Consider the following 25,890-nt stretch of genomic DNA (forward strand, 5'->3'; position numbering starts at 1 on the left):
ATGCTCAAGAACGACCGCCTGCTGCGCGCGCTGCGCCGCGAGCCCGTGGACCAGACCCCCGTGTGGCTGATGCGCCAGGCCGGGCGCTACCTGCCCGAGTACCGCGCCACCCGTGCCCGCGCCGGCAGCTTCCTGGCCATGGCCAAGACCCCGGAGCTGGCCTGCGAAGTGACCCTGCAGCCGCTGGCGCGGTTCCCGCTGGACGCGGCGATCCTGTTCTCGGACATCCTCACCATTCCCGATGCGATGGGCCTGGAGCTGTACTTCGTCGAAGGCGAAGGCCCCAAGTTCCGCCATCCGGTGCGCGACGCTGCGGCGATCGCCCGGCTCGGCGTGCCGGACATGGAAACCGAGCTGCGCTACGTGATGGACGCGGTGCGGGTGATCCGCCGCGAACTGGACGGCAGCGTCCCGCTGATCGGCTTCTCCGGCAGCCCCTGGACCCTGGCCTGCTACATGGTCGAGGGCGGCGGCAGCGACAACTACGCGCGGATCAAGGCGCTGGCGCTGAACGACCCCGCGGCGCTGCACCAGCTGCTGTCGGTCAACACCGACGCGGTGATCGCCTACTTGGCGGCGCAGCGCGCGGCCGGTGCGCAGGCGCTGCAGGTGTTCGACACCTGGGGCGGCGTGCTGAGCCCGGCGATGTACCGCGAGTTCTCCCTGCCCTACCTGCAGCGCATCGCCCGCGAACTGGCGCGCGGCGACGGCGCCGAGCGCACCCCGCTGATCCTGTTCGGCAAGGGCAATGCGCCCTACCTGGAAGAGCTGGCCGGCTCCGGTGCGGAAGGTGTGGGCGTGGACTGGACCATCGACCTGGCCGACGCCGCGCGCCGCACCGGCGGCCGCGTCGCCCTGCAGGGCAACCTGGACCCGGCGATGCTGTACGGCGCGCCGGAGGCGATCGACCGCGAAGTGCAACGCGTGCTGCGCAGCTATGCCGACGGCAACGGCGGCTCGCTGGATGGCCACGTGTTCAACCTGGGCCACGGGCTGTCGCCGGACATGCAGCCGGAGCATGTCGGGGCATTGGTGGCGGCGGTGCAGCGGCATAGTCGGCGCGCTTAAAAGCCGGGATTGGGGATTGGGGATTGGGGATTGGGGATTCGGGATTCGGGATTCGGGATTCGGGATTCGGGATTCGGGATTCGGGATTCCAGTCTCGCGCACGGTCGGCGATCTGACCGTGCGCTCGATCTCTTGCGCTTTCGCGTAGGAGCGGCTTCAGGGCGCCGTCCATACCTGCGTCGACAGCGCTGATCGCTGAGCGCGCGCTGCATCGCAAGCGCGCAACGCGCGCAACTGCACGACATGGCGACGCGATCTGCGCGATCCTATCGCCCCCCTCGCGTCGCCCCTGCGTGCCGATGTCCGCGCCCTCCTCCGATCCGATCGCCGTTCCCGACGCGCGTAGTTTCCGTCCGCTGCTGTGGCTGGTGTCGCTGGCCATCTTCATGCAGATGCTGGATGCGACCATCGTCAACACCGCGTTGCCGGCGATGGCGCGCAGCCTGGGCGAGAGCCCCTTGCAGATGCAGTCGGTGGTGTTCAGCTACGCGCTGGCGGTGGCGATGTTCATTCCCGCCTCCGGCTGGATCGCCGACCGCTACGGCACCCGCCGCACCTTCCTGGCCGCGATCGTGCTGTTCACCCTCGGCTCGCTGCTGTGCGCGGCGGCGCCGCGGCTGCCGTATCTGGTGGCCGCGCGGGTGCTGCAGGGGATCGGCGGCGCGATGCTGCTGCCGGTGGGCCGGCTGGCGGTGATGCGCTCGGTGTCGCGGGCGCAGTTCCTCAGCGCGATGAGCTTCATCGCCATCCCCGCGCTGATCGGGCCGCTCGTTGGCCCGACCCTGGGCGGCTGGCTGGTGCAGGTGGCGTCCTGGCACTGGGTATTCCTGATCAACCTGCCGATCGGCGCGATCGGCTTCGCCGCGGCGCTGAAGATCATGCCGGACTTCTACGGCGAGCAGCGCACCCGCTTCGACCTGATCGGCTACGCGATGCTGGCCTTCGGCATGGTCGCGCTGTCGCTGGCGCTGGACGGCATCTCCGAGCTGGGCCTGCGCCACGCCTTCGTGATGCTGCTGGCGATCGCCGGGCTGGCGGCGCTGATCGGCTACTGGCTACACGCGGCCAACGCGGCGGCGCCGCTGTTCCCGCTGCATCTGTTCAAGGTCGCCAGCTTCCGCATCGGCATCCTCGGCAACCTGTTCTCGCGCGTGGGCAGCGGCAGCATGCCGTTCCTGATCCCGCTGCTGTTGCAGGTGGGCCTGGGCATGAGCCCGATGAACGCCGGGCTGATGATGATCCCGGTGGCGCTGGCCGGCATGGCCTCCAAGCGCGCGGCGGTGAAGCTGGTGGAGCGCTTCGGCTACCGCCGCGTGCTGATGACCAACACCGTGCTGGTCGGCACCGCGATGGCCAGCTTCCTGCTGTTCGACGCCGGCCAGCCGCTGGGCTGGCGGTTGCTGCAGCTGGCGCTGTTCGGCGCGGTCAACTCGCTGCAGTTCACCGTCATGAACACGGTGACCCTGCGCGACCTGGACCGCGACCAAGCCAGCGCCGGCAACAGCCTGCTGTCGATGGTGATGATGCTGGCCACCGGCTTCGGCGCCGCGGCGGCCGGCAGCCTGCTGGCGGCATTCAATACCCACCTCGGCGATACCCACGGCGCCACCGCGGCGCTGCATGCGACCTTCGTCTGCGTCGGCGCGATCACCCTGACCTCGACGCTGATCTTCTGGCAGCTGCCGGATACGCGGCCGTTGCCGAAGCAGGTGGAGGAAGTGGCGGAGTAGCCGAAAAGCGGGGATTGGGGAGTCGGGGTTGGGGAGTCGCAGGAGCGGGATGCGCAACCTGCTCCATGTGGGAGGGACTTCAGTCCCGACTGCATACAGCCTGGAAGGCACCTGCCCTCTGCTGGTCACACCTGCTGCGGATACCGGACGGGTGTGACTTACCTGCCCTCCTCGCTCCTGCTGCCTTCTCCATCTTCTGGCGCCTCCACCGCCTTCGCCAGCATCTCGCCCGTCACCGGCTTGCGCAGGAACCCGCTGAAACCGGCGGCACGCGCCTGCGGCTCGGCGTCGGCGTCGGCACGGGCGGTGACGGCGATCAACGGCATGCCGTAGCCGAAGGCGCGCAACTGCCGCGCCAGCGCCAGGCCGTCCAGGCCGGGCAGGTCCAGATCGAGCAGGGCGATGTCGAACGTGCTGGCCGCCGCTTCGGTCAGCGCGGCCAGCGCGTGCGCGGCGTGGGTGACGTGGTGGCCGCGTGCGCGCAGCAGGCCGCCGACCACTTCGGCCACGGTCGGATCGTCTTCGACCAGCAGGATCCGCCGCGGCGCCGCGGCACTGGCGCACGCGCGGGCGTCGCGTGGCGCCTGCGGCAGCGGCTCGGGCAGCCACGGCAACGGCAGGTCGACCACGAAGCGCGTGCCGGCGCCGAGGCGGCTGCGCAGTTCGATGCGCCCGCCCATCGCCACCGCCAGTTCCTGGCTGATCGCCAGGCCCAGGCCGCTGCCGCCGTAGCGTGCGGCGGTGCGCGGCCCGTCGGCCTGCTCGAAGCGCTGGAACAATCGCGCCTGCTGTTCGGCGTTGATGCCCGGCCCGGTGTCGGCGACCTCGAAGCGCACGCCCTGCTGCAGCTGCAGCGGCGCCACCCGCAACTGCACACTGCCGTGCTCGGTGAACTTGATGGCGTTGTTGAGCAGGTTCAGCAGGATCTGCCGCACCCGCGTGGCGTCGCCGCGCGCGGTGACCTGCGGCGGCATGGCGTTGTCCAGGGCGAAGACCAGCCCGCGGCTGCGCGCCATCGGCCCCATCATGGCCTCCAGTTCGGCGATCAGCCGGCCCAGGTCGAACGGCTGCTGTTCCAGTTCCAGGCGCCCGGCCTCGATCCGCGCCAGGTCCAGCGCATCGTTGACCAGGCGCAGCAGGTGCGAGCCCGCGTCACGGATCGATTCGGTGTAGCGGCGCTGCCTGGTGTCCAGCGGCGTGGACAGCAGCAGTTCGCTCATGCCCAGCACCCCGGTCATCGGCGTGCGCACCTCGTGGCCGAGCGTGGCCAGGAAGCGGGTCTTGGCCAGCGAGGCCTGCTCGGCCACCTCCTGCTTGTGCACCGCCAGCTGCCAGGCGGCGCGCCGGCGCAGCCGCCGCCGGTACAGGTACGCGAGCAACCACAGCGCCAGCACCGCCAGCACCGCCAGCCCGGCGATGCCCCAGGGGCTGCGCCACCACGGCGGCAGGACGCGGAAGTGCAGGCTGACCACGTTCGACCAGACCTTGTCGGCGGTACGCGCCTGCATCTCCAGGGTGTAGTGGCCCGACGGCAGCCGCGAGAACAGACGCTCGCCGCTGGCGCCCACATCGACCCAATCCGGGTCGTAGCCGCTGAGGCGGAAGCGGTAGGTGTTGGCGTCGGTGTCGGAGAACGACAGCAGGCGCGCGACCACGTGCAGATCGCGGTCGCCTTCCTGCAGCACGATGCGGTCGGCGTGCAGCAGGTCCAGGCCGCGCTCGCCGCGGCGCACGCCGATGCGCTCGATCACCAGCGGCGGCTGCCGCCGCGACGGCACCACCTGTGACGGCTCGAACAGCACCACGCCGTCCGGGGTGCCGCCGAGGATCTGCCCGCTGCGCGCCTGCACCAGGGTACGGATCTGGAACTCCTGGTTGGGCAGGCCATCGTGCACGCCGTAGGAGCGGATCGCCTTGCTCGCCGGATCGACCCGGATCAGCCCGCGCACGCTGCTCAGCCAGGCCACGCCGCTGGCATCGACCACCAGGCCGTTCGGCGCCAGCGCCGGGAACTCCTGCTCGGCGTCGATGCGGTCGAGCAGGCTCAGCCGGCTGCCGTCCCACAGATAGCGCTCCAGGCAGCCGACGCTGGCCAGCCAGACCACGTTGCCGTCGCTGATCGCCAGGGCGCTCAGCGGGCGCTGCGGTGCGCCGGGCACCGCTTCGAACCGCGCGCGCTCCGGGCTCCAGGCAAGCAGCCCGTGCTGCCCCAGCAACCAGGGCTGGCCCTGCGGCCCGAGGCTGGCCTCCTGCACGGTCAGATCCGCAGGCAGGCCGGCGCTTCCCGGCGCCATGGTGCGCAGCACGTGGCCATCGAGGTCGCGCACCTGCACGCCGGTGATGTCGCTGAAGATCCAGACGTGGCGGTCGCTGCTGAAGACGATCCGATCCACCTGGTCCATCATCGGCGCATCGGCCCCGGCGTCCTTGCCCCAGCGCCGGACCTCGCCGCTGGCCGGGTCGTAGCGCAGCACCGCCCCCGCGGCCGCCGCCCACAGCCGGCCCTGCGGGTCTTCGGCGATCGCCCGCGCCCAGTCCAGACCGAACATCGCGCGCATGTGCCGATGCACGGCGCCGGTGGCCGGATCGAGCTTGTCCAGCACGCCACGCGTACCGGCCAGCCACACGCCGCCGTCGCGGGAAGCGGCGGTGGCCAGCACGTAGGGGTTGCCCATCGACTCCGGGTCGTCCACGCGATAGGACAGCACCGAGAACTGCTGCCAGTTGGCCGGCAGGTGCCACAGCCCGGCATTGCCGCTGGCGAACCACAGGCCGCCCTCGCGATCCTCGAAGGCCAGCGACCAGTTCGGCTTGACCAGTCCGTGCGCGGAATTGCTGTACAGCGGCACGTTGCGGATCACCCCGGACTCGCTCTCGCGGCCCAGCCCGTCCATGGTGTCGAACCAGCGCGTGCCGTGGCGGTCGTGGACCAGCATGCCCAGCACACTGTCGCCGGGCATGTTGCGCCAGTACGGCTCCACCACGCTGGCGTCGGCGCGCAGCAGGCGCACCCCGCCCAGGGTGGAGACCCACAGCGTATCGTCGCGCTCGGGCGTCAGCCCCTGCACTTCCGGCCGCGGCAGCGCGTCGGCGGCGACGCGCTGGAAATCGTGGCCGGTCCAGCGCGCCAGGCCGCCGCGGGTGCCCACCCACAGGGTGCCGTCCGGCGTGGTCGCCAGATGGGTGACGCTGGCCGAAGGCAGGCTGCGCGCGTCGCCGGGGATCGGCATGAAGCGGCGCAGGCGGCCGTCCGGCTGCAACTGATGCAGGCCGCCGGCGGAGGTCCCGAACCAGACGCTGCCGTCCGGCGTGGACGCGATGGACCACACGGTGGTGGAGCCGATCTGCGGGTAGGTGCTGCGATCGTAGTAGCGGAACTGCCGGCGATCGGCCGAGAGCATGCCCAGGCCGGCGCCGTCGGTCCCGAACCAGACCCGGTTCTGCGCATCGACGTGCACCGACCAGATCTTGTTGTGGTGCAGGCCGTCCTCGATCCGCCAGATGCGGTAGCCGCGTCCGTCGAAGCGCGCCAGGCCATCGCTGCTGGCCAGCCACAGGTAGCCGAGCTTGTCCTCGGCGAAGCCATTGATGCTGTTGGACGGCAAGCCGTCGGCCACGGTCAGTTGGCGCGGCTGCGGCGTCGGCGGCACTGCCGCGCCGGCGACCGCGGACCACGCCAGCAGCAGCCATCCCAAGATCCGTCTCGACCGCATCGCCTCTGTCTCCCCGACGGGCATCCGTCCCGCGCCACCGGCGCCATCGTCGGCGATAAGCGCCGGCGCTGGCAACCGCGTCCCGCATCGACTCAGAGCGGCGGTGGCGCCCCGTCCAGCACCGCGTCGATGGCCCCTTCCAGCATCTGCCCGGTGACCGGCTTGCGCACGAACCCGGCGAATCCGGCGGCGCGCGCGGCGGCCTCGGCCTCGCCGTCGGAGCGCGCGGTCACCGCCAGCAGCGGAAAGCCATGGCCCAGCGCACGCAACTGCCGCGCCAGCGCCAGGCCGTCGAGCGCCGGCAGGTCCAGGTCGAGCAGGCCGATGTCGAAGCTGCCCTGGCTGGCTTCGGTCAGCGCCTCCAGGCCGTGCGCGGCCCAGGTCACCTGATGGCCGCGGCCGCGCAGCAGCTCGACCATCACCTGGGCCACGGTCGGTTCGTCCTCGACCAGCAGGATGCGCAGCGCGGTGCGCGCGCGCGGTGCCGGCACCGGGACCGCCGCCGGTTCCTGCGCCGGACGCCAGCGCAGCGGCAGGCCCACGCGAAAGCGCGCGCCATGCCCCAGCCGGCTCTCGACCTGGATACGCCCGCCCATCGCCATCGCCAGTTCCTGGCTGATCGCCAGGCCCAGGCCGCTGCCGCCCTGGCGCACCGCGGTGCGCGGGCCGTCGCCCTGTTCGAAGCGCTGGAACAGCCGCGCCTGCTGCTCGCTGCCGATGCCCGGGCCGGTATCGGCCACCTCGATGCACAACCCCTGGCCGTCCTGCCCCGGCGCCACCTTCAGCGCCACCGAGCCGCTGCTGGTGAACTTGATCGCGTTGCCGAGCAGGTTCAGCAGGATCTGCCGCACCCGCAGCGCATCGCCTTCCACCGTGGTCGCGCCGGGCATGCCGTCGTGCAGATCGAAGCGCAGCCCGCGCGCCTGCGCCAGCGGTGCCATCAGGTTGACCACTTCGGCGATCAGCGCCTGCAGCGCGAACGGCTGCGACTCCAGGCGCAGGCGCCCGGCCTCGATCCGCGCCAGGTCCAGCGCATCGTTGACCAGGTGCAGCAGGTGGGTGCCGGCGCGGCGGATCGACTCGGTATACCCGCGCTGCTTCGGATCCAGCGGCGTGGCCAGCAGCAGTTCGCTCATGCCCAGCACCCCGGTCAGCGGCGTGCGCACCTCGTGGCCGAGCATGGCCAGGAAGCGGGTCTTGGCCAGCGAGGCCTGCTCGGCCAGTTCCTGCTTGTGCAGGGCCAGTTCCCAGGCGTGCTGGCGGCCCAGGCGGCGCCGGTAGGCGCGCAGCGACATCAGCAGCAGCAGGCCGGCCGCGGCGAGCAACCCGACGATGCCCCAGACGCTGCGCCACCACGGCGGCTGCACCCGGAACGGCAGGCGCAGCGTCGGCGACCAGACGCCGTTGCGGGTGCGCGCCTGGATCTCCAGCACCTGCGCGCCGTCGGGCAGCTGCGGCAGGGTGCGTTCGCCGCTGGCGCCGGTGCTGACCCAGTCGCGGTCGTAACCCGGCAGGCGGAACCGGTAGACGATGTGTTCCGGATCGATGTAGGACAGCAACCGCACCGCCACGCGCAGGTCGCGGTCGTCCGAGCGCAGGGTGAAGTCGCCGCGCGTCGGCAGCGTCAGCAGCTGCGGACCGCGCCGCACCTGCACGCTCTCCATGCTCAGCGCCAGCGGCACCGGCACCGGATCCGGCTGCTGCGTGTCCAGCAGCGCCACGCTGCCGTCCGCGGCGGCCGCCACCAGCACGCCGTCGGCGGTCATCAGCAGGCCGCGCCGCACCAGTTCCTGACTGCCGAGCCCGTCGCGGGTGCCGAACGCGCGCACCGCCGGCGTGCGCCGCGGATCGACCCGGAACAGGCCACGGCGCATGCCCAGCCAGGCGCGCCCCTGCGAATCGGCGACCAGCGCGCTGGACTCGGTGGCCGGCAGCCCGTCGGCCACCGCATAGCGCTGGCTGCGCTGCCAGTGCGCGCCGGTGCGCCGCCACAGTTCCAGCCCGGACAGCCGATGCACCCACAGCGTGCGCGCGTCGGCGAAGGCGAACGACTGCACCTTCTCGCCGGCCAGCTCCGGCGGCGTGCGGAACTGCCCGGCCGCGCCGTCCCAGTGCTGGAACTGTTCGGCGGCGACCCACGGCGTGCCGTCCGGCGCCATCGCGAACGCCGCGATGTCGGTGCCGGCCAGGCCATGCTGGCCGCCGGGGAGGTTCTGCAGCACGTGGCCGTCGCCATCGCGCACCTGCACGCCGTAGCCCGGCGCGGCGATCCACAGCCGCTGGCGTGCGTCCAGTTGCAGCCAGGCCAGCGTGCCGTCCGGGATCGGATCGGCCTCGCCGGCGGCGCGGGTCCAGCGCTGCAGGGTGCCCCCGTCCAGCGGGCCGCGCAGCAGCGTGCTGCTGCCCCCCATCCACAATGCCCCGCGCGGGTCGTCCAGCACCGACAGCAAGCGCCCGCTGGGCGCACCGTTGGCCCAATGCGGCGCGCTCAGCGCACCGCTGGTGGTGTCGAGGCGGAACACGCTGGCGCCGGAGCCGAGCAGCCACACGCCGCCGGCGCGGGCCGGCGCCAAGCCGACGTACTGATCGGCGGGCAGGCCCTGCGCGGTGCCCAGCACTGCCAGGCGGCGCCAGTCCGGACGCAGGTAGCCCAGGCCGCGCGTCGGCAGCGGCACCCACAGGCCGCCCTCGCGGTCGCGCAGCACGGTCTCCACCACGCTGGCGCCGGACACCGCCGCGCCGCCGGTGTCCACCCGCCGCGCCGGCCCGTCGGCCGGCTTGTGCCACAGGCCTTCGCCGTTGCCGAGCCAGTAGCCGCCGGCGCCGTCCTCGGCGATCGCGTTGGCGGCGCGATGCAGCGCGCCGATCCAGTCCGCACGCAACCAGCGCCCGGCGCGGTCGCGGCGGAACAGGCCGGTGTTGCCGCTGAACCACAGGCCATCGCTGAGCCGGGTGATCGACATGATCACCTGCTCCTCCTGCGGCATGCCGTCGTCGATGCGGTAGGCGCTGGCGTGGCGGCCGTCGTAGCGCACCAGGCCCTTGAAGGTGCCCACCCACAGCACTCCGGCATCGTCGAAGGCCAGGGTCAGCACGGCGCTGTCGAGCAGCGCATCCACCGCCGGATCGCCGGCGCGGATGCGCTGCACGCGGCCGTCGCCGCCCAGCCGGTACAGGCCGCCGCGGTAGGTGCCGAAGTACACCGCGTCGCCGCGGCTGGCGATGGCGAACACGTCGTCGCTGCGCATCGCCGGCTGCGTGGCCATGTTGAAGTGGCGGAAGCCGCGCCGGTCCGCGCCGAGCATGCTCAGGCCGCCGCCCTCGCAGGCCACCCAGATGCGGTCGCGCGCGTCGATGTGCAGGTCCTGCACGTAGTTGCAGCGCAACGAGGCGGGATCGGCCGGATCGTGGCGCCAGACCCGGAACTCGCGCCCGTCGTAGCGGGCCAGGCCATCGCCGCTGGCGATCCACAGATAGCCGTCGCGGTCCAATTGCAACCGGGAGATATCGCTGGACGGCAGCCCCTGCTCGCCGGAGAACACCCGGAAGCGCGGCAGTTCCGGCACCGCGGCACTGGCATCGGCGCACACGGCGGCCAGCGCCAACAGGCAGGCCAGCCCCCAGCAGCGCCACCGGCGTGGGGGATGCGGGATGGGCATGGACATCGGCTCCGGCAAAGGACGTCGGCGGATGAACACCGGCGCACTGCCGGGGCCGGACGCGCGGCGCGCCCGCTCCGTATGCCGCTCGCCGCGGCAGCGTTCTTATACCCCGCGGCCGCGGAAAAATCACACCTGCCACCGCGCGCAACGAACCGTTACGCGCCGCAGGTACGCAGCCGGCCCGGACTGTGACTAGAATCCGGCGACCTCCCAGCGCGGCCCCGCTCCATGTTCAGACCCTCTCTCGTGGCCCTTCTGCTGGCCTTGCCGGGCGCCGCCCTGGCCGCGCCGGCGCAGTACGCGCTGGACCCGGTGCATACCCGGGTGCTGTTCGCGATCGAGCACGCCGGATTCTCCAAGGCGCTGGGCACCGTGTCCGGCAGCACCGGCACCCTGGTGTTCGACCCGGACGACTGGCGCAGCGCACGGCTGCAGGCGCGGGTGCCGTTGCAGCGGCTGGACCTGGGCGACGAGAAGTGGAACCGCGCCGCGCTGGCGCACAACCTGCTCGACGGCGAGCACTACCCGGAAGCGCAGTTCGTCTCCACCCGTGTCGAGCCGATCGACGCACAGCACGCCAAGGTGATCGGGCAGCTGACGCTGCACGGCGTCACCCGCGAGGTGACCCTGGACGTGACCCTGAACGCAGTGAAGCGTCATCCGCTGCCGCCGTTCCGTCGCACCGCCGGCTTCTCCGCCACCACCACGCTGCAGCGCGCCGACTTCGGCATCAGTTCCTGGCCGTCGGTGATCGGCGGCACGGTGGAACTGCGCATCGAGGCCGAGGCCACCCGCGAGGGCGGCGCCAAGGCCGAACCGGATCCGGCGCCGGGCACCCCGCCTGCCGCTCCCACCAACACCCCCACCGCGCCGGCGGCGCAGGACGGCACGCCATGAGCGCCCGCAACACGCCCGACCGCTGGGGCAGCGTCAGCCAGACCCTGCACTGGCTGATCGCCGCCCTGATCCTGCTGCTCGGCGTGGTCGGCCTGACCATGGGCGAACTGCCGAAGACGCCCAAGTATTTCTGGGTCTACACCGCGCACAAGTCGCTGGGCCTGACCGTGCTGGCGCTGGTGATCGTGCGGCTCGGCTGGCGGCTGTACGCCGGCGCGCCCAAGCCGGTGCCGGGCACCCCCGGTTGGCAGGAACGCATCGCCGACGCCACCCACGCCTTGCTGTACGTGATGATCTTCGCCATCCCGCTGTCCGGCTGGCTGTACGACTCCGCCAGCGGCCTGCGCCCGTTCCGCTGGTTCGGCCTGGTCGCGGTGCCCAAGCTCAGCGCCCCGAACGAGCACCTGCGCGACCTCTCGCATACGGTGCACGAATGGGGCTTCTGGCTGCTGATCGCGGTGGTCCTGGCGCATGCCGGCGCCGCCTTCTACCACCACCTGTTCCAACGCGATGCCACCCTGGCGCGGATGTTGCCGCGCGGCTGGCTCACCCCCAAGTCCTGAGGAGCTGTTTCGATGTCCACCCGTTTCGCCTCCCCCGCCGCCGTCGCCGCCAGCCTGGTGGCCCTGCTCGCCGCCACCCCCGCGGTGCAGGCCGCGGACTATGTGCAGGCCCCCGGCTCCACCCTGGTGTTCGCCAGCAAGTACGACGGCGAAGTGTTCACCGGCCAGTTCCCCGGCTTCGACACCAAGCTCAGCTTCGACCCGGCCAACCTGGCCGGCGCCAAGCTCGACGTGACCATCCCGCTGGCCGGCGCCAAGAGCGGCAACAACGACCGCGACTCCACCCTGCAGGGCGCGGACTTCTTCGACGTGGCCAAGTTCGCCACCGCGCACTACCGCGCCGACAAGTTCCGCGCGCTGGGCAACAACCAGTTCGCCGCCGACGGCACCCTGGAACTGCGCGGCGTGTCCAAGCCGGTGACCCTGACCTTCACCTGGACCCCGGGCGCGCAGCCGGTGCTGGCCGGCAAGGCCACGGTCAAGCGCCTGGACTTCGGCGTGGGCGGCGGCGACTGGGCCGACACCAAGACCATTCCCAACGAAACCGCGATCAGCACCAAGGTGGTGTTCAAGGCGAAGTGATTCGCCACAGGCCGCGGGCGCGCGGCCGCTGAGCGGCGGATTTCCTCGTCGGGTCCGCCGCTTTTTTTATGCGCGGCTCACGCGCATTCGGCCGACGCCGCCAGCCAGGCGCGCACGCCGGCAACATCGAACGGCCAGTCCAGCTCGCGCCCGTCCGCAGCGCGCAGCACCGGCACGCGCACCCCGTAGCGCGCCTCCAGCGTCGCGTCGTCGTCGATGAACACGCTGTCCGGCTCGGCCACGCGCGCCTGCGCCAGCACCTGCAGAGCCTGGTCGCACAGATGGCAGTCGTCGCGCTGGTACAGGGTCAGGGACATGCTCGCGTCCTATGCTGCGCTGCGGACCTGGGCCGCGCGCCGGAAGCATAGAATAGACGGTCTTTCGCCCACCCCTCGGCACGCGCATGGCTGTCAGCACCTTCGACCTGTTCAAGATCGGCATCGGGCCGAGTTCCTCGCATACTGTGGGGCCGATGCGCGCCGCCGAGCGCTTCGTGCACCGCTGGCTGTTCGACCAGGGCCGCCTGCAGGACGTGGTGCGCCTGCGCGCCGAAGTGTTCGGCTCGCTGGCCCTGACCGGACGCGGCCACGGCACCGACAAGGCGGTGCTGCTGGGCCTGGAAGGCCAGCGCCCGAACCTGATCGATCCGGACATCATCCCCGGTGCGCTGGAGCGCATTCGCAGCAGCAAGCGCATCAACCTGCTCGGCCGGCACGAGATCGCCTTCGACGAGAAGCGCGACCTGGCGATGAACAAGCGGCAGAAGCTGCCGTACCACACCAACGGCATGCGCTTCACCGCCTATGCCGCCAACGACGAAGTCATCGCCACGCGCGACTACTACTCGGTCGGCGGCGGGTTCGTGGTCAACCAGGACGACGCCGCCGACGACCGCATCGTCGCCGACGAGACGCCGCTGCCCTACCCGTTCAAGAGCGGCGACGAGCTGTTGGCGCAGGCCGCGCGCAGCGGCCTGAGCATCGCCGCGCTGATGTTCGAGAACGAGAAGTGCTGGCGCAGCGAGGACGAGATCCGCGCCGGCCTGCGCGAGATCTGGGGCGCGATGCAGGCCTGCGTGACCCGCGGCATCCGCGAGGAAGGCACCCTGCCCGGCGGCCTGCACGTGTCGCGGCGCGCGCCGGCGCTGTACCGCGAGCTGTCGTCCAAGCCGGAAGCGGCGATGCGCGATCCGCTGACCACGCTGGACTGGGTCAACCTGTACGCGCTGGCGGTCAACGAAGAGAACGCCGCCGGCGGTCGCGTGGTCACCGCGCCCACCAACGGCGCGGCAGGGATCATCCCGGCGGTGCTGCACTACTTCGACCGCTTCTGCCCCGGCGCCGACGAACAGCGCGTGTTCGACTTCCTGCTCACCGCCGCGGCGATCGGCATCCTGTACAAGGAAAACGCCTCCATTTCCGGCGCCGAGGTCGGCTGCCAGGGCGAGGTCGGCGTGGCCTGTTCGATGGCCGCCGGCGGCCTGGTCGCCGCGCTCGGCGGCAAGCCGGGACAGATCGAGAACGCCGCCGAGATCGGCATGGAGCACAACCTCGGCCTGACCTGCGACCCGATCGGCGGCCTGGTGCAGATCCCGTGCATCGAGCGCAACGCGATGGGCGCGGTCAAGGCGATCAACGCCAGCCGCATGGCGATGCGCGGCGACGGCAAGCACAAGGTGTCGCTGGACAAGGTGATCCGCACCATGCGCGACACCGGCCGCGACATGCAGGACAAGTACAAGGAAACCAGCCGCGGCGGGCTGGCGGTGAACGTCATCGAGTGCTGAGCCAGCCCGATGGACGCTGGCCCGGGTGATCACCAGCGTCCTCGCTGCCGCGCGCATCAAGATCCGCGTGGCGTTGCCGCTAACGACAGAGACGTCGGCCGATCCGGCATGGGCATGCGATTGCGGTTTCCACACGCCTCCTGGCGCCTGCTGGCGCTACAGCTGGCCATGCTCTCGACAGCGTGGAGCGCATGTGTGCCGCAGGCGCGGGCACTGCAGCCGGACAAGCAGTTCCATCACTACGAGCGCGAAGGCTGGGGGCTGGACCAGGGCCTGCCGCAGCTGAGCGTGCAGGCGTTCGCCCAGGACCGCCAGGGCTATCTGTGGATCGGCACGATGGGCGGGCTGACCCGCTTCGACGGCGTGCGCATGACCTCGTTCAACGAGGGCGCGCCGGCGCACCTGCCCGGCAACCTGATCAAGGCGCTGCACGCGGACGCCGCCGGCACGCTGTGGATCGGCACCTACCGCGGCCTGTCGCGCTACCGCGACGGACGCTTCTCCACGCTGCTGCCGCAGGACCCGCAGGCGCCGTTGCTCAATATCGAAGCGATCGCGACCGACGCACACGGCAGCGTGCTGGTCGCGGCGCAGGATGGCGTCTACGCGGTGCAAGGCGATCGCCTGCAGCTGCGCCACCGCATCGCCGGCGGCGCCTACACGCTGCTGCCGCGCGCCGACGCGCTGTGGGTGGGCACGCGTGGCGCGGTGCTGCGCTTCGTCGCCGGCCAGGACGCGCCGGTGTCGCTGGCACTGCCGCAGGAGGCCGGCGCGACGCCGGTGCAGCACCTGCTGGAGGCGCAAGGCACGCTATGGGCCGGCACCCGCGACGGACTGCTGTTGCGCCGCGACGGGCGCTGGCAATGGCTGCCCGACCCGATCGGGACCAGCCGGCGCGCGGTGCAGGCCCTGTTCGAGGACAGCGACCGCAACCTGTGGGTGGGACAGCCCGGCGCGCTGCTGCGCGTGCGCGATGGCGCCATCGTCGAACGCACCCCGGAAAACAAGCCGAACGTCGGCGTCAACGCGATCTTCGAGGACCGCGAGCGCAACCTGTGGCTGGGCAGCAGCTGGAACGGCGCAACCCGGCTGTGGAACGGCTGGACCCGGCGCTACAGCACCCACGAAGGGCTGGACGACGCGCTGGTGTGGACCCTGGCGCGCGATCCGGACGGATCGCTGTGGGTCGGCACCGACAGCGGCCTGTCGCAGCTGCGCGATGGCCGCTACCAGCCGCGCCTGAATCTGGCGCAGTTGCACAACCAGGCGCCCTACACCTTGCTGGCCGAACCCGGTCAGCTGTGGATCGGCACCCGCCATGGCGCCGCCCTGTACCGTGACGGCCGGCTCAGCCAGCCGGACTGGCTGGCGCCGCTGCACGACCTGCAGATCAGCGGCATCGCCCGCGACCGCGCGCAGCGACTGTGGTTCGCCAGCGACGACGGCCTGTTCCGCGCCGACGGCACGCGGCTGCGCCGCTACGGCACGGCCGAGGGTCTGCGCGATCCGCGCATCCGCCTGATCCACGAGACCCGCGACGGGCGCCTGCTGGTCGGCGCGCAGTCGGGCCTGTACGAGCTGCACGACGAGCGTCTGGTCGCGCTGGCGCCGGCGGGCTCGGCGCTGGCCAGCGCCGATGTCACCGCGATCCACGAGCTGCCCGGCGGGCAATGGCTGGTCGGCACCCTCAACGAGCAGTTGTGGCTGTTCGACGGCGCGCACTGGTACGCGTTCGGGGAACAGGACGGGCTGCCGGCGAACGCCGCGTTCTTCATCGCCGACGACGGCCGCGGCGCGATCTGGGTGGCCGGCCTGCGCGGGGTCTACCGCGTGCGCCTGGCCGACCTGCTGCGCCATGCGGCGTCGCCACAGGCGCCGCTGAACGCCGAACTGATGCTCACCGAGCGCGCGCAGCGCCATGGCGGCGTGCAGGGCATGTGCTGCAACGGCGCCGGCAACGGCAAGGGCTTCATCGAGCACGGCGCGCTGTGGCTGCCCAGCCGCGACGGCGTGGTCGCGCTCGACACCGCCGGCATCGTCAAGAATCCGGTGGCTCCGCAGCCGGTGGTGGAGCGGGTGCGTGCGCTGGGCCAGTGGCTGACACCGCAGGCGCTGCCCGCACCGCTGCCGGAAGGCGCGCGCGACCTCGACTTCGAGTTCACCGCCGCCTCGTTCCAGGCGCCGCAGAACGTCGAGCTGCGCTACCGCCTGCTCGGCTACGACCGCGGCTGGCGCACCCTCGACGACATCCGCCAGCGCGCGGTCAGCTACACCAACCTGCCCGGCGGCGACTACGTCTTCGAAGTCACCGGCAGCAACAACGCCGGCGTGTGGGCGGCCGCGCCGGCGCGGCTGCCGTTGCGGATCGCGCTGCGCTTCCAGGAAACCCCGTTCTACAGGCTGCTGCTGACGCTGGGCGCGTTCGCCCTGCTGCTGTGCGCGGTGGCCCTGGCGCGGCTGCACAACCGGCGCCAGCGCGACATCCTCGAACGCCAGGTGCGCGAGCGCACCCAGGCGCTGCAGGCGGCCAACCAGCGCCTGCAGGAGGCCAGCTTCACCGACGAACTGACCCAGTTGCGCAACCGCCGCTACCTGTCGCTGCACATCCCCAGCGACATCGCGCTGTACCGGCGCATGGCCGCCAACGACGAGGACATGCTGTCCTCGGGCATGCTGTTCGCGCTGATCGACATCGACCACTTCAAGTCGATCAACGACAGCGGCGGCCACCACACCGGCGACGCGGTGCTGCAGCAGATGGCGCAGTTGCTGGTGCGGCTGACCCGCGAAAGCGACTACGTGGTGCGCTGGGGCGGCGAGGAGTTCCTGCTGGTGCTGCGTTCGGCGCCGCGCGAGAACCTCACCATGGCCGCCGAACGGCTGTGCCGCTCGGTCGCCGCGCACCCCTTCGTGCTCGACCACGGCCGCCAGGGCCGGGTCACCTGCTCGATCGGACTGGCGGAATTCCCGTTCGTGCACGACCCCGACAACCTGCTCGGCTGGGAACAACTGCTGGTACTGGCGGACCGTGCGCTGTACCAGGCCAAGGCCAAGGGCCGCAACGGCTGGGCGGCGTACCGGCCGGTGCTCGGTGCGCAGGCCGAACAGGTGTTGGCGGCGCTGCAGGAGCCGCTCGCGCGGATGCAGCACCACGCCTGCCTGACCCTGGTGCACAACGGCGGCAGCCTGCCGCCCGTGTAACGCGTTGACGCCTGGCAAGCGCAGGCCGGGCTAAGGTCGTGGTCCATCACGCCTGTCGCCCTGCTCCCATGCGCCACTGCCTGCTGCTCGCCGCCCTCGCCCTGTCGCCGCTCGCCTCCGCCTCGGCCACCGATGCGGCTCCACGCTACGGCGCGCAACTGGAAGGCTTCGCCTATCCCTATCCGGTGCACTGGTACCGCTTCGACTCGCAGCGCCAGCCGCTGCAGATGGCGTACATGGATGTGGCCCCGACCGGCACGCCGAACGGCCGCACCGTGGTGCTGCTGCACGGCAAGAACTTCTGCGCGGCGACCTGGGAATCGACCATCGCCGCGCTGGTGGCACAGGGCTACCGGGTGCTGGCGCCGGACCAGATCGGCTTCTGCAAGTCGAGCAAGCCGCAGGCCTACCAGTTCAGCTTCGCGCAACTGGCGGCCAATACCCATGCGTTGCTGCAACAGGCCGGCGTGACCCGCGCCGCGATCGTCGGCCATTCGATGGGCGGCATGCTCGCCGCGCACTACGCACTGCAGTACCCGCAGGACGTGAGCCAGCTGCTGCTGGTCAACCCGATCGGGCTGGAGGACTGGAAGGCCGCCGGCGTGCCGTGGCGCAGCGTCGACGACTGGTACGCCAAGGAGCGCAAGACCGACGCGGCTTCGATCACGCAGTACCAGCAGACCGTCTACTACGGCGGACAGTGGAAGCCCGAGTACGACCGCTGGGTGAGCATGCAGGCCGGCCTGTACGCCGGCCCCGGCGGCGACCGCGTGGCCTGGAACCAGGCGCTGACCTCGGACATGGTGTTCAACCAGCCGGTGGTGCAGCGCTTCCCGCAACTGCGCGTGCCGACCACCCTGTTCATCGGCCAGCGCGACCGGACCGCGATCGGCAAGGACCTGGCGCCACCGGCGCTGGCGGCCACCCTGGGCGACTACCCGGCCTTGGGCAAGCGCGCGGCTGCGGCGATTCCCGGCGCGCGCCTGGTCGCCTTCGACGACCTCGGCCATTCGCCGCAGGTGGAAGCGCCGCAACGGTTCAATACGGCCTTGCTCGAGGCGCTGGGCACGGCGCCCTGAGCGCACGCGCCCGCAACAGGTCCGGTCACCGATCCTGCACGGCGGCGCGAACGCGTCTTGCCGCGGAATCTCTCGGGTCGTCGCGGCAGCATTGACAAGCAGCGCGCGCTGCACGTATCCGCTCGGCGGTGTGCCTCCCGCCCTGCACCACGCACGCTTCGGTGCACTCGACACACCCGCACTGCACCGCAGCATCGAACAATCATGAAAACGTTGTCATCGCAGCAATCCTGGATCTGTCTCGCATTCGTCGGATTTGTCGGTTGACAACGTTGTCTTCTCGTTCGGACCCTGCGCGTGCCCGGTCCGCGTGCGAGTCAAAACGACGTCGGCGCCACGCGTCTCCAAGCCCCCGGGTGATCGGACTCAAGGAACCAGATAGCGGCTCACCGCCGCTCCTCAGTCGCGCTACCTACCGCATCGGAGGCGTCACCATGAACACGAAATCCGCCGGATCGTGGTTGCTGTTCTGTTGTCTCGTCCTGGCCGGCCTCGTGCCCGGCCAGACCTGGGCCGCCGCGTGCAGCGGCGTCGCCGCCTGGAACCCTGCCACCATCTACGCCGCCGGCGACACCCTGACCTACGCCGGCCACCTGTACCGCGCCAACGGTCCGATCTGGAACACCGCGCCGACGTACTGCACCAGTTGCGGCTGGTACCAGGACCTGGGCACCTGCGATGGCAGTTCGAGCAACCAGCCACCGAGCGTGACCATGACCGCGCCCACGACCGGCACCCGCTTCGTGGTCGGCACCACCATCACCTTGCAGGCGTCGGCCAGCGATCCGGACGGCAGCGTGGCGCGGGTCGAATTCTTCCGCGGCAGCACCTCGCTGGGCAGCGTCGGCGGCGCGCCGTACACACTGGCCTGGAGCGGCGCGGCGGCCGGCGACTACAGCCTGACCGCGGTGGCCACCGACAACGCCGGCGCCCGCACCACCTCGGCCGCGGTCGCGATCAGCATCGCGGCACCGTCGACCGACACGACCGCCCCAAGCGTGCCGACCGGCCTGGCCGCCGCCACGCGCGCCAGCAACGCCATCACCCTGACCTGGAATGCCGCCTCCGACAACGCCGGCGGCAGCGGCCTGGCCGGCTACGACATCCTCCGCGACGGCAATCGCGTGGGCACCTCCAGCACCACCGGCTACACCGACTCGGCGCTGATCGCCGACACTGCGTACGCCTACGCGGTCCGTGCCCGCGACAACGCCGGCAACGTCTCGGCCAGCAGCGCCACGCTGAGCGTGCGCACCCTGCCCGCCAGCGCCGGCGGCGGCAAGCGCGTGATCGGCTACTTCACCCAGTGGGGCATCTACGGCCGCAACTACCAGGTGCGCGACATTCAGACCAGCGGCGCCGCCGGCTACCTGACCCACATCAACTACGCCTTCGGCAATGTCCGCAACAACCGCTGCGAAGTCGGCGTCACCCAACCCTCCGACAGCAGCACCGGCGCCGGCGGCGATGCCTTCGCCGACTACACCAAAGCGTTCTCCGCCGCGCAAAGCGTGGACGGCGTGGGCGATACCTGGGACCAACCGCTGCGCGGCAACTGGAACCAGTTGAAGAAGCTCAAGGCCGCACACCCGGGGCTGAAGGTGCTGATTTCGCTGGGCGGCTGGACCTGGTCGCGCGGCTTCTCCAGCGCCGCGCGCGCCGAGAACCGCCAGGCCTTCGTCGCCTCGTGCATCGACGCCTACATCCGCGGCAACCTGCCGGTCACCGACGGCGCCGGCGGCGCAGCGGCCGCGGCCGGCGTGTTCGACGGCATCGACATCGACTGGGAATACCCGGTGGCGTGCGGCATCGCCTGCGGCAGCACCGAGGACCGGCAGAACTTCACCGCGTTGCTGGCCGAGTTCCGCCGCCAGCTCGACCAGGTGCGGCCGGGGCTGCTGCTGACTGTGGCGGTCGGCGCCGGCATCGACAAGATCCGGGTCACCGACCCGAACCTGTACGCGCAGTACCTGGACTACCTCAACGTGATGACCTACGACTTCCACGGCGCCTGGGATCCGCAGACCAATCACCACTCCGCGCTGTTCGAGTCGTCGGCCGATCCGTCCAGCGGCGACCAGCGTTACTACAACAGCAACGACGCCATCCAGGCCTTCCTCGATCGTGGCGTGCCCGCCACCAAGCTCAACCTCGGCATCGGCTTCTACGGGCGCGGCTGGACCAACGTGCCCAACGTCAACCACGGCCTGTACCAGAGCGGCAGCGCCGCACCAGGTACCTACGAGGCGGGCATCGAGGACTACAAGGTGCTGCGCGGCCGCGCCGGCACCAGCTATGTCGACGCGCAGGCGCATGCGCACTGGAAGTACGACGGCAGCACCTTCTGGAGCTACGACAACCCGGCGCTGGTCACCGAGAAGATGAACTACGTCAAGACCCAGGGCCTGGGCGGCGCGTTCTTCTGGGAATTCAGCGGCGACTACCAGGGCGAGTTGCTGAAGACCATGGGCCAGGGTCTGCAATGAGTTGCGGCGCCGGCCGTCGTGCAACGCGCGACGGACGCGCCGCGTGACCCGCAGGCATCGGCGTGCCGGCAGCGTTGCCCACACGCCGACTGCCCGTCGGTATCGCCCCAGTCCGAACCGCGATGCCCGCACATGATGGCGGGCGTCGTTCGCTTCGCTCAGCGCACCGCGATCCGCAGCACGTCGTCGAGCAAGGCCGCCGCTGTGACATCGGCGCCCGCGCCCGGCCCCTGGATCAGCAGCGGCTGCTGCAGATAGCGGTCGCTGTGGATGGCGACGCGGTTATCGGTGCCGGCACCGCTGGCCAATGGATGCGTCAGCGGCAGCACGCGCAGGCCCACCGAGGCGCCGTGCGCATCGAAGCGACCGACGAAGCGCAGGCAGGCGCCGGCGGCCTGTGCCTGCGCCAGGCGCGCCGCCAGCGGCGCGTCCAATTGTTCGAGTGCGGCATCCAGTTGCGCCAGCGGCACCGTGGCCAGCGCGGCCGGCACCAGCGACTCCACCTGCACCTGCTCGGCGCGCAACGGCAGGCCGGCGGCGCGAGCCAGGATCAGCAGCTTGCGCCGCACGTCCTCGCCGGACAGGTCCTCGCGCGGATCGGGTTCGGTGTAGCCGGCGGCCGCGGCCTCGCGCACGCACGCGGAGAAGCTACGGCAGCCGTCGTAGCGATGCAGCAGCCAGGCCAGGGAGCCGGACAGCACGCCTTCCACCGCGTGGATGTGGTCGCCGCCGGCGACCAGCGCACGCAGGCTGCTCAGCAACGGCAGCCCGGCGCCGACCGTGGCGCTGTCGCCGTAATGGGTGCTGGCGGCATGGCGGGCGGCCTGGATCTGTTCGGCCCGCGCCAGCGCGGCGCCCTGACCGAGCTTGTTGGCGGTGACCACGTGCACGCCGCGCCGCAGCCACTCGGCATGGCGCTGCGCCACCGCCTCGCTGGCGGTGGCGTCGACCACGATGTCGCCACGGCCCAGATCCTCCGGCAACGTCACCGCCTGCGACGTGCGCGCGGCGGCATTGGCCGCGGCCAGCGCCTGCGCCGGCGTCACCGCGCAATCGGCAACGGTGCGCGAATTGGCCAGCCAGGCGAAGGTCGGCAGGCCAGGCCGGCGCTGCTGCAACGCCTGGTAGCGCGCGACGAAGGCGCGGCCGACGGTGCCGGTGCCGAGCAGGCCCAACCGCGCGGTGGCCGCGACGGGCGCCGCACGCAGCGGCGCCGATGGCGCCTCGGCCAGGCCGCTGCTCACGCGTCCACCCGTTTGCGGGCCAGCGCCTCGCCGGCGCGCTGCGCGCGCTGCAGGCCGGCCTGCAGATCGGCGACCAGGTCCGCACTGGATTCGATACCCACCGACAAGCGCAGCAGGCCGTCGGAAATGCCGGCCTTGGCGCGCGCCTCGGCGGTCATCGCCGCATGGGTCATGGTCGCCGGATGCGCGATCAGGCTCTCCACGCCGCCCAGCGATTCGGCCAGGGTGAAGTAGCGCAGGCCGTCGACGAAGGCGCGCACCTCGGCCTCGCCGCCGGCCAGTTCGAAACTGATCATCGCGCCGAAGCCGCGCTGCTGCCGCGCCGCCACCGCGTGGCCCGGATGCGAGGCCAGGCCGGGGTAGTACACCTGGCGCACCGCGGCGTGCGTGGTCAGCAATTCCACCACCGCCTGCGCGTTCTCCTGGTGCGCGCGCAGGCGCGCGTCCAGCGTGCGCAGACCGCGCAGGGTCAGGAACGCATCGAACGGCGAGCCGGTCAGGCCCAGCGCATTGGCCCACCACACCAATTGCTGGTGCAGTTCGGCATCGGCCGCGATCACCGCGCCACCGACCACGTCGCTATGGCCGTTGACGTACTTGGTGGTGGAGTGGATTATCAGGTCGGCGCCGAAGGCGATCGGGGTCTGCAGCGCCGGCGACAGGAAGGTGTTGTCGACCACCGCCAGCGCGCCGGCCTTGTGCGCGGCGTCGATGACGAAGCGCAGGTCGGTGATGCGCAGCAGCGGGTTGGACGGGGTCTCGATCAGCACCAGCTTCGGCGCCTGCGCCAACGCATCGGCCAGCGAGCGCGGATCGGTCAGGTCGGCGGTGATCAGCTCGAAGTGGCCCTTCTTGGCCAGCGCGTTGAACAGGCGCCAGCTGCCGCCGTACGCATCGTGTGGCACCACCAGCTTGTCGCCTGGCTGCAGCAGCGCATTGAGCACCAGGTTGATCGCGCCCATGCCGGTGGCGGTGATTACCCCGCCGGCGCCGCCTTCCAGTTCCGCCAGCGCTTCGCCGAGCAAGTCGCGGGTGGGGTTGCCGCTGCGGGTGTAGTCGTACTGCCGCTTGTTGCCGAAGCCGTCGAAGCTGAAGTTCGACGACAGCACGATCGGCGGGGTCACCGCACCGTAGGCGGTATCGCGGTCGATGCCGGCGCGGACCGCGGCGGTGGCGGCACTACAGGGCAGATCGGTGTCGTGGGCAGTGCTCATGCGGCAACTCCGGTGGGGCGAAGGGCGGTGGCGAGAATCGCGTCGATGCGATCGGTTTCTTTCAGGAAGGCGTCGTGGCCGTAGGGCGAACGCAGCACGCGCAGGCTGCCGCGCGGGCCCAGGCCTTCGACCAGGGTGACCAGGTCCGACAGCGGCACCAGGCGGTCGCCCTCGACCGCCACCACCACGGTGGGCACGGCGACGGCAGCCGGTTCGATGCGATGCAGGTCGATGGATTCGGACAGGCGCAGGTAGGCGTTGACCTGGGTGCGCGCCACGTACTGCGCGCCGGCGGCGTCCAGGTAGTCTTCGGCGGCGACGCGGACGCGGCCGTTGATCACTTCCGGCGCCGCGTCGAAGCGTTCGCCGAATTCCTCCGGAGTGCGGTAGCTGAGCATCGCGAACTGCCGCGCCAGCGACAGCCCGTGGCTCTCGGCGCATTGCAGTTGGCCCAGCGCCACCGCGCGGCGCTGCAGCGCGCGCCAGGCGGCGGCATACGGATGCGCGCGGTGCGCGCCGCTGACCGCAATCAGCTTCTGCAGGCGCTGCGGATGCCGCACCGCCAGTTGCAGGCCGACCAGCGCACCGTAGGAGTAGCCGACGAACCCGTGCAGTTGCGCGATGTCCAGCGCGTCCAGCAGCGCGGCGATGGCATCGGCCTGGTCGGCGCTATCGATCGGCGCGTCCAGGCTGCCGTCGGCGCCGACGAAATCGAACGCCAGCAGCCGCCGCTGGGTGGGATCCAGCGCCCGCCCCGGCCCGACCAGGCCTTCGGCCCAGCCCTTCTCGGGAAAACTGGCGTTGGCGGCGAGATGGCGGTGCGCGGAGATGCCGCCAGCGACGAACACCACCGGCGCGGCAGCCGGGCCGCTCAGTTCGTAGCGCAGGCGCAGCAGTTGCACACCGGCGTGGCGCAGCGGCAGCGCGACGGCGATCTCGCCACGCATCGCGTGCACGCCGTCGGCCGGCGCGGCAACGCGGTCGTGGGACGGAGTGGCGGAGGTGGGGCGATCAGGCGAGTTCACGAGGCGCATGGCGGTATCCGGAGAGGAACGGCCATCGAGCTTCGCGGAGCTCGCGTTCGCCATGCAGAGGGCATGGATCGAACCATCTTTCGGCGGACGCGTGGGTCCCCGCAGGATTTGGCACCTACACGGGCGCTTGCGCGTCCGCTGGCTGCCCCGGCATCAAAGGGCCTGTCCCTCCGCCGGTCTCGATGGTGGAGCCACGATGCCAGCGATTTTCGGCCATGTCAATCTCTTTATTCGGATGAAGCGATATGATTTTTCGATCCCTGGCCTCGGCCATACTCCGCTTTCCCCATCGCTGCCCCTGCCCGTGCGCCGACGCCGCCCCCGCCGCTGGCTTGCCGTGGTCCTGTCGCTGGCGGCAGTGACCGGCGCACCCGCGCAGCCGCTGCTGCGATGGAATGCCCCGCGACCCGAACCACAACCACCGCCAGCGTGGCTGCAGGTGACCGCCCGCGACAGCGGCCTGCGCGAGGTCGCACTGGGCAATCCGCTCGGCGGCCCGGTGCAGATCCGCCTGCTCGGCGACAGCGCCGGCTTCACCGCCGTCCCCGCGCTGCCGCTGACCGTGGAGCTGGCCGCCGGCGAGCGCCGCGTGGTCGCGCGCCTGTATCCCCCCGGCGACCTCGCCGAGGCCGGCGGCGACGGCGCCCGACTGCGCATCGAGGCCGTCCCCGGTTCGCCGCGCGCCCATGCCGACGCGGTGCTGTATGCCCTGCCCTTCGCCGATCGCCCGGTACGCATCGACCAGGGCTTCGGCGGCGCCTTCAGCCATCGCGACCCGGCCAACGCCTATGCCCTGGATTTCGCCCTGCCCGACGGCACGCCGGTGCTGGCCGCGCGCGCGGGCGTGGTGATGGAGGTGCGCGACGACTTCCGCGAATCCGGCACCGACCCGCGCCTGGGTCAGGCCGCCAATCTGGTGCGGGTGGTGCACGCCGACGGCAGCATGGCGATCTACGCGCACCTGGCCCCCGGCGGCGTGCAGGTGCGGGTGGGCCAGGCGGTGCAGCGTGGCGACCGCCTCGGCCTGTCCGGCAACACCGGCCTGAGCAGCGGCCCGCACCTGCATTTCGCCGTCCAGCTCAACCGCGGCCTGCGCCTGGAATCGGTGCCGTTCCGGATGGCCGGCCCGCTGGGCGAATTGCGCTTCGCCCACCCCGCCCCACCCTGAGCGCGCCGCCTGCCGTTCGTCGGCAAACGCATTGACATCCGCCAAGTGTATTGATGTATTAATACACATGGATGCAACCCACCTCCACGTGCAACCCAGCGCCCCCGAGCCGATCTACCGGCAGATCGCCGAGCAGATCCGCCGCTTGGTCGCCGCCGGGCAACTGCGCCCGGGCGACGGCCTGCCCTCGGTGCGCGAGGTCGCCGCGGTCCACGCGGTGAACCCGATGACGGTCTCGCGCGCCTACAGCCAGCTCGAAGCCGAGGGCGTGCTGGAACGCCTGCGCGGCCGCGGCATGGCGGTGGCCGCGACCGCCGCCGCACCGCAACGGCAGCGCCTGGAGTTGATCGAACCCCGGCTACAGGAACTGGTCCGGCATTGCCGCGAACTGGGCCTGCCGGCGCCTCCCGTGATCGAACGTCTTGAACAGTTGTTTGGAGAACCTGGCGATGAATAGCGTGGC

Annotated in this window: 17 protein-coding genes, 1 pseudogene and 1 riboswitch; of the genes and pseudogenes, 12 read left to right on the top strand and 6 right to left on the bottom strand. The window is 71.4% G+C overall.

Going from position 1 to position 25,890, the window contains the following annotated elements:
* A complete protein-coding gene (hemE, locus tag SLW56_RS06645; protein ID WP_267092579.1) occupies positions 1-1,068 on the top strand; it encodes a uroporphyrinogen decarboxylase in 1,068 nt (355 codons plus the stop codon).
* 299 nt (positions 1,069-1,367) lie between these two features.
* A complete protein-coding gene (gene mdtD, locus SLW56_RS06650) occupies positions 1,368-2,798 on the top strand; it encodes a multidrug transporter subunit MdtD (protein ID WP_267092580.1) in 1,431 nt (476 codons plus the stop codon).
* A 158-nt stretch (positions 2,799-2,956) separates the two neighbouring features.
* Here mdtD and SLW56_RS06655 read toward each other — a convergent pair whose 3' ends face one another.
* Positions 2,957-6,535, bottom strand: a complete 3,579-nt coding sequence (locus SLW56_RS06655) for an ATP-binding protein (RefSeq protein ID WP_320694535.1) — start codon at positions 6,533-6,535, stop codon at positions 2,957-2,959.
* 68 nt (positions 6,536-6,603) lie between these two features.
* Entirely contained in the window at positions 6,604-10,170 is a 3,567-nt protein-coding gene (locus tag SLW56_RS06660) for an ATP-binding protein (protein ID WP_320694536.1), read from the bottom strand.
* Between the two features lie 231 nt (positions 10,171-10,401).
* Between SLW56_RS06660 and SLW56_RS06665 the strand changes: the two genes are divergently transcribed.
* The 3 genes from SLW56_RS06665 to SLW56_RS06675 are packed head-to-tail and all read left to right on the top strand — an operon-like array spanning position 10,402 to position 12,215.
* Positions 10,402-11,070 (top strand): YceI family protein, encoded by a 669-nt coding sequence (locus tag SLW56_RS06665; protein ID WP_267122200.1) that lies wholly within the window; start codon positions 10,402-10,404, stop codon positions 11,068-11,070.
* The gene (locus SLW56_RS06670) at positions 11,067-11,633 is read left to right on the top strand and encodes a cytochrome b (protein ID WP_017907780.1); all 567 of its coding nucleotides are present in this window, start codon (positions 11,067-11,069) and stop codon (positions 11,631-11,633) included. Before SLW56_RS06665 ends, SLW56_RS06670 begins: the two co-directional genes overlap by 4 nt.
* A 12-nt stretch (positions 11,634-11,645) precedes the next feature.
* Positions 11,646-12,215, top strand: a complete 570-nt coding sequence (locus tag SLW56_RS06675) for a YceI family protein (protein ID WP_267083626.1) — start codon at positions 11,646-11,648, stop codon at positions 12,213-12,215.
* 77 nt (positions 12,216-12,292) lie between these two features.
* Here the strand turns inward: SLW56_RS06675 and SLW56_RS06680 are convergent, their stop codons facing one another.
* Positions 12,293-12,532: a glutaredoxin family protein gene (locus SLW56_RS06680; protein ID WP_017913647.1), complete on the bottom strand. Its 240-nt coding sequence runs from the start codon at positions 12,530-12,532 to the stop codon at positions 12,293-12,295.
* An 86-nt stretch (positions 12,533-12,618) separates the two neighbouring features.
* Between SLW56_RS06680 and SLW56_RS06685 the strand changes: the two genes are divergently transcribed.
* From SLW56_RS06685 to SLW56_RS06705, 5 genes and pseudogenes are all read left to right on the top strand, one after another.
* Positions 12,619-14,001, top strand: coding sequence for an L-serine ammonia-lyase (locus tag SLW56_RS06685; RefSeq protein ID WP_017913648.1), 1,383 nt, complete (start codon positions 12,619-12,621; stop codon positions 13,999-14,001).
* 168 nt (positions 14,002-14,169) lie between these two features.
* Positions 14,170-17,202: a two-component regulator propeller domain-containing protein gene (locus SLW56_RS06690; RefSeq protein ID WP_320694537.1), complete on the top strand. Its 3,033-nt coding sequence runs from the start codon at positions 14,170-14,172 to the stop codon at positions 17,200-17,202.
* Positions 17,203-17,270: 68 nt separating this feature from the next.
* The gene (locus SLW56_RS06695; protein WP_320694538.1) at positions 17,271-18,281 is read left to right on the top strand and encodes an alpha/beta hydrolase; all 1,011 of its coding nucleotides are present in this window, start codon (positions 17,271-17,273) and stop codon (positions 18,279-18,281) included.
* Between the two features lie 713 nt (positions 18,282-18,994).
* Positions 18,995-19,177 (top strand): annotated as a pseudogene (locus tag SLW56_RS06700) (Ig-like domain-containing protein); the annotation flags it as partial.
* A 270-nt stretch (positions 19,178-19,447) separates the two neighbouring features.
* On the top strand, positions 19,448-20,767 hold the full coding sequence (locus SLW56_RS06705) for a glycoside hydrolase family 18 protein (RefSeq protein WP_320694589.1): 1,320 nt from the start codon (positions 19,448-19,450) through the stop codon (positions 20,765-20,767).
* 158 nt (positions 20,768-20,925) lie between these two features.
* Here SLW56_RS06705 and SLW56_RS06710 read toward each other — a convergent pair whose 3' ends face one another.
* The 3 genes from SLW56_RS06710 to SLW56_RS06720 are packed head-to-tail and all read right to left on the bottom strand — an operon-like array spanning position 20,926 to position 24,259.
* Positions 20,926-22,011, bottom strand: a complete 1,086-nt coding sequence (locus SLW56_RS06710; RefSeq protein ID WP_320694539.1) for a homoserine dehydrogenase — start codon at positions 22,009-22,011, stop codon at positions 20,926-20,928.
* Positions 22,008-23,225: an O-succinylhomoserine (thiol)-lyase gene (locus SLW56_RS06715; RefSeq protein WP_320694540.1), complete on the bottom strand. Its 1,218-nt coding sequence runs from the start codon at positions 23,223-23,225 to the stop codon at positions 22,008-22,010. The genes SLW56_RS06710 and SLW56_RS06715 overlap by 4 nt, the downstream gene beginning before the upstream one ends.
* The gene (locus tag SLW56_RS06720; RefSeq protein ID WP_026144514.1) at positions 23,222-24,259 is read right to left on the bottom strand and encodes a homoserine O-succinyltransferase; all 1,038 of its coding nucleotides are present in this window, start codon (positions 24,257-24,259) and stop codon (positions 23,222-23,224) included. The genes SLW56_RS06715 and SLW56_RS06720 overlap by 4 nt, the downstream gene beginning before the upstream one ends.
* A 70-nt stretch (positions 24,260-24,329) precedes the next feature.
* Positions 24,330-24,448, bottom strand: a riboswitch (SAM riboswitch).
* Positions 24,449-24,692: 244 nt separating this feature from the next.
* Here SLW56_RS06720 and SLW56_RS06725 point away from each other — a divergent pair.
* Both SLW56_RS06725 and SLW56_RS06730 read left to right on the top strand, forming a co-directional pair.
* Entirely contained in the window at positions 24,693-25,427 is a 735-nt protein-coding gene (locus tag SLW56_RS06725; RefSeq protein ID WP_267122527.1) for a M23 family metallopeptidase, read from the top strand.
* 67 nt (positions 25,428-25,494) lie between these two features.
* A complete protein-coding gene (locus SLW56_RS06730) occupies positions 25,495-25,884 on the top strand; it encodes a GntR family transcriptional regulator (protein ID WP_017910488.1) in 390 nt (129 codons plus the stop codon).
* The last annotated feature ends 6 nt before the right edge of the window (positions 25,885-25,890 follow it).

It is taken from the genome of Xanthomonas sp. LF07-6 (assembly GCF_034105445.1).
Classification (GTDB): Bacteria; Pseudomonadota; Gammaproteobacteria; order Xanthomonadales; family Xanthomonadaceae; genus Xanthomonas_A; species Xanthomonas_A sontii.

Excerpts from the sequence above, each read along its gene's own strand:
- hemE (WP_267092579.1), top strand. The coding sequence starts at position 1 with ATGCTCAAGAACGACCGCCTGCTGCGCGCGCTGCGCCGCGAGCCCGTG.
- SLW56_RS06675 (WP_267083626.1), top strand. The coding sequence starts at position 11,646 with ATGTCCACCCGTTTCGCCTCCCCCGCCGCCGTCGCCGCCAGCCTGGTG.
- SLW56_RS06670 (WP_017907780.1), top strand. The coding sequence starts at position 11,067 with ATGAGCGCCCGCAACACGCCCGACCGCTGGGGCAGCGTCAGCCAGACC.
- SLW56_RS06690 (WP_320694537.1), top strand. The coding sequence starts at position 14,170 with ATGCTCTCGACAGCGTGGAGCGCATGTGTGCCGCAGGCGCGGGCACTG.
- SLW56_RS06715 (WP_320694540.1), bottom strand. The coding sequence starts at position 23,225 with ATGAGCACTGCCCACGACACCGATCTGCCCTGTAGTGCCGCCACCGCC.
- SLW56_RS06680 (WP_017913647.1), bottom strand. The coding sequence starts at position 12,532 with ATGTCCCTGACCCTGTACCAGCGCGACGACTGCCATCTGTGCGACCAG.
- SLW56_RS06655 (WP_320694535.1), bottom strand. The coding sequence starts at position 6,535 with ATGCCCGTCGGGGAGACAGAGGCGATGCGGTCGAGACGGATCTTGGGA.
- SLW56_RS06695 (WP_320694538.1), top strand. The coding sequence starts at position 17,271 with ATGCGCCACTGCCTGCTGCTCGCCGCCCTCGCCCTGTCGCCGCTCGCC.
- SLW56_RS06730 (WP_017910488.1), top strand. The coding sequence starts at position 25,495 with ATGGATGCAACCCACCTCCACGTGCAACCCAGCGCCCCCGAGCCGATC.
- mdtD (WP_267092580.1), top strand. The coding sequence starts at position 1,368 with ATGTCCGCGCCCTCCTCCGATCCGATCGCCGTTCCCGACGCGCGTAGT.
- SLW56_RS06665 (WP_267122200.1), top strand. The coding sequence starts at position 10,402 with ATGTTCAGACCCTCTCTCGTGGCCCTTCTGCTGGCCTTGCCGGGCGCC.
- SLW56_RS06685 (WP_017913648.1), top strand. The coding sequence starts at position 12,619 with ATGGCTGTCAGCACCTTCGACCTGTTCAAGATCGGCATCGGGCCGAGT.
- SLW56_RS06720 (WP_026144514.1), bottom strand. The coding sequence starts at position 24,259 with ATGCGCCTCGTGAACTCGCCTGATCGCCCCACCTCCGCCACTCCGTCC.
- SLW56_RS06660 (WP_320694536.1), bottom strand. The coding sequence starts at position 10,170 with ATGCCCATCCCGCATCCCCCACGCCGGTGGCGCTGCTGGGGGCTGGCC.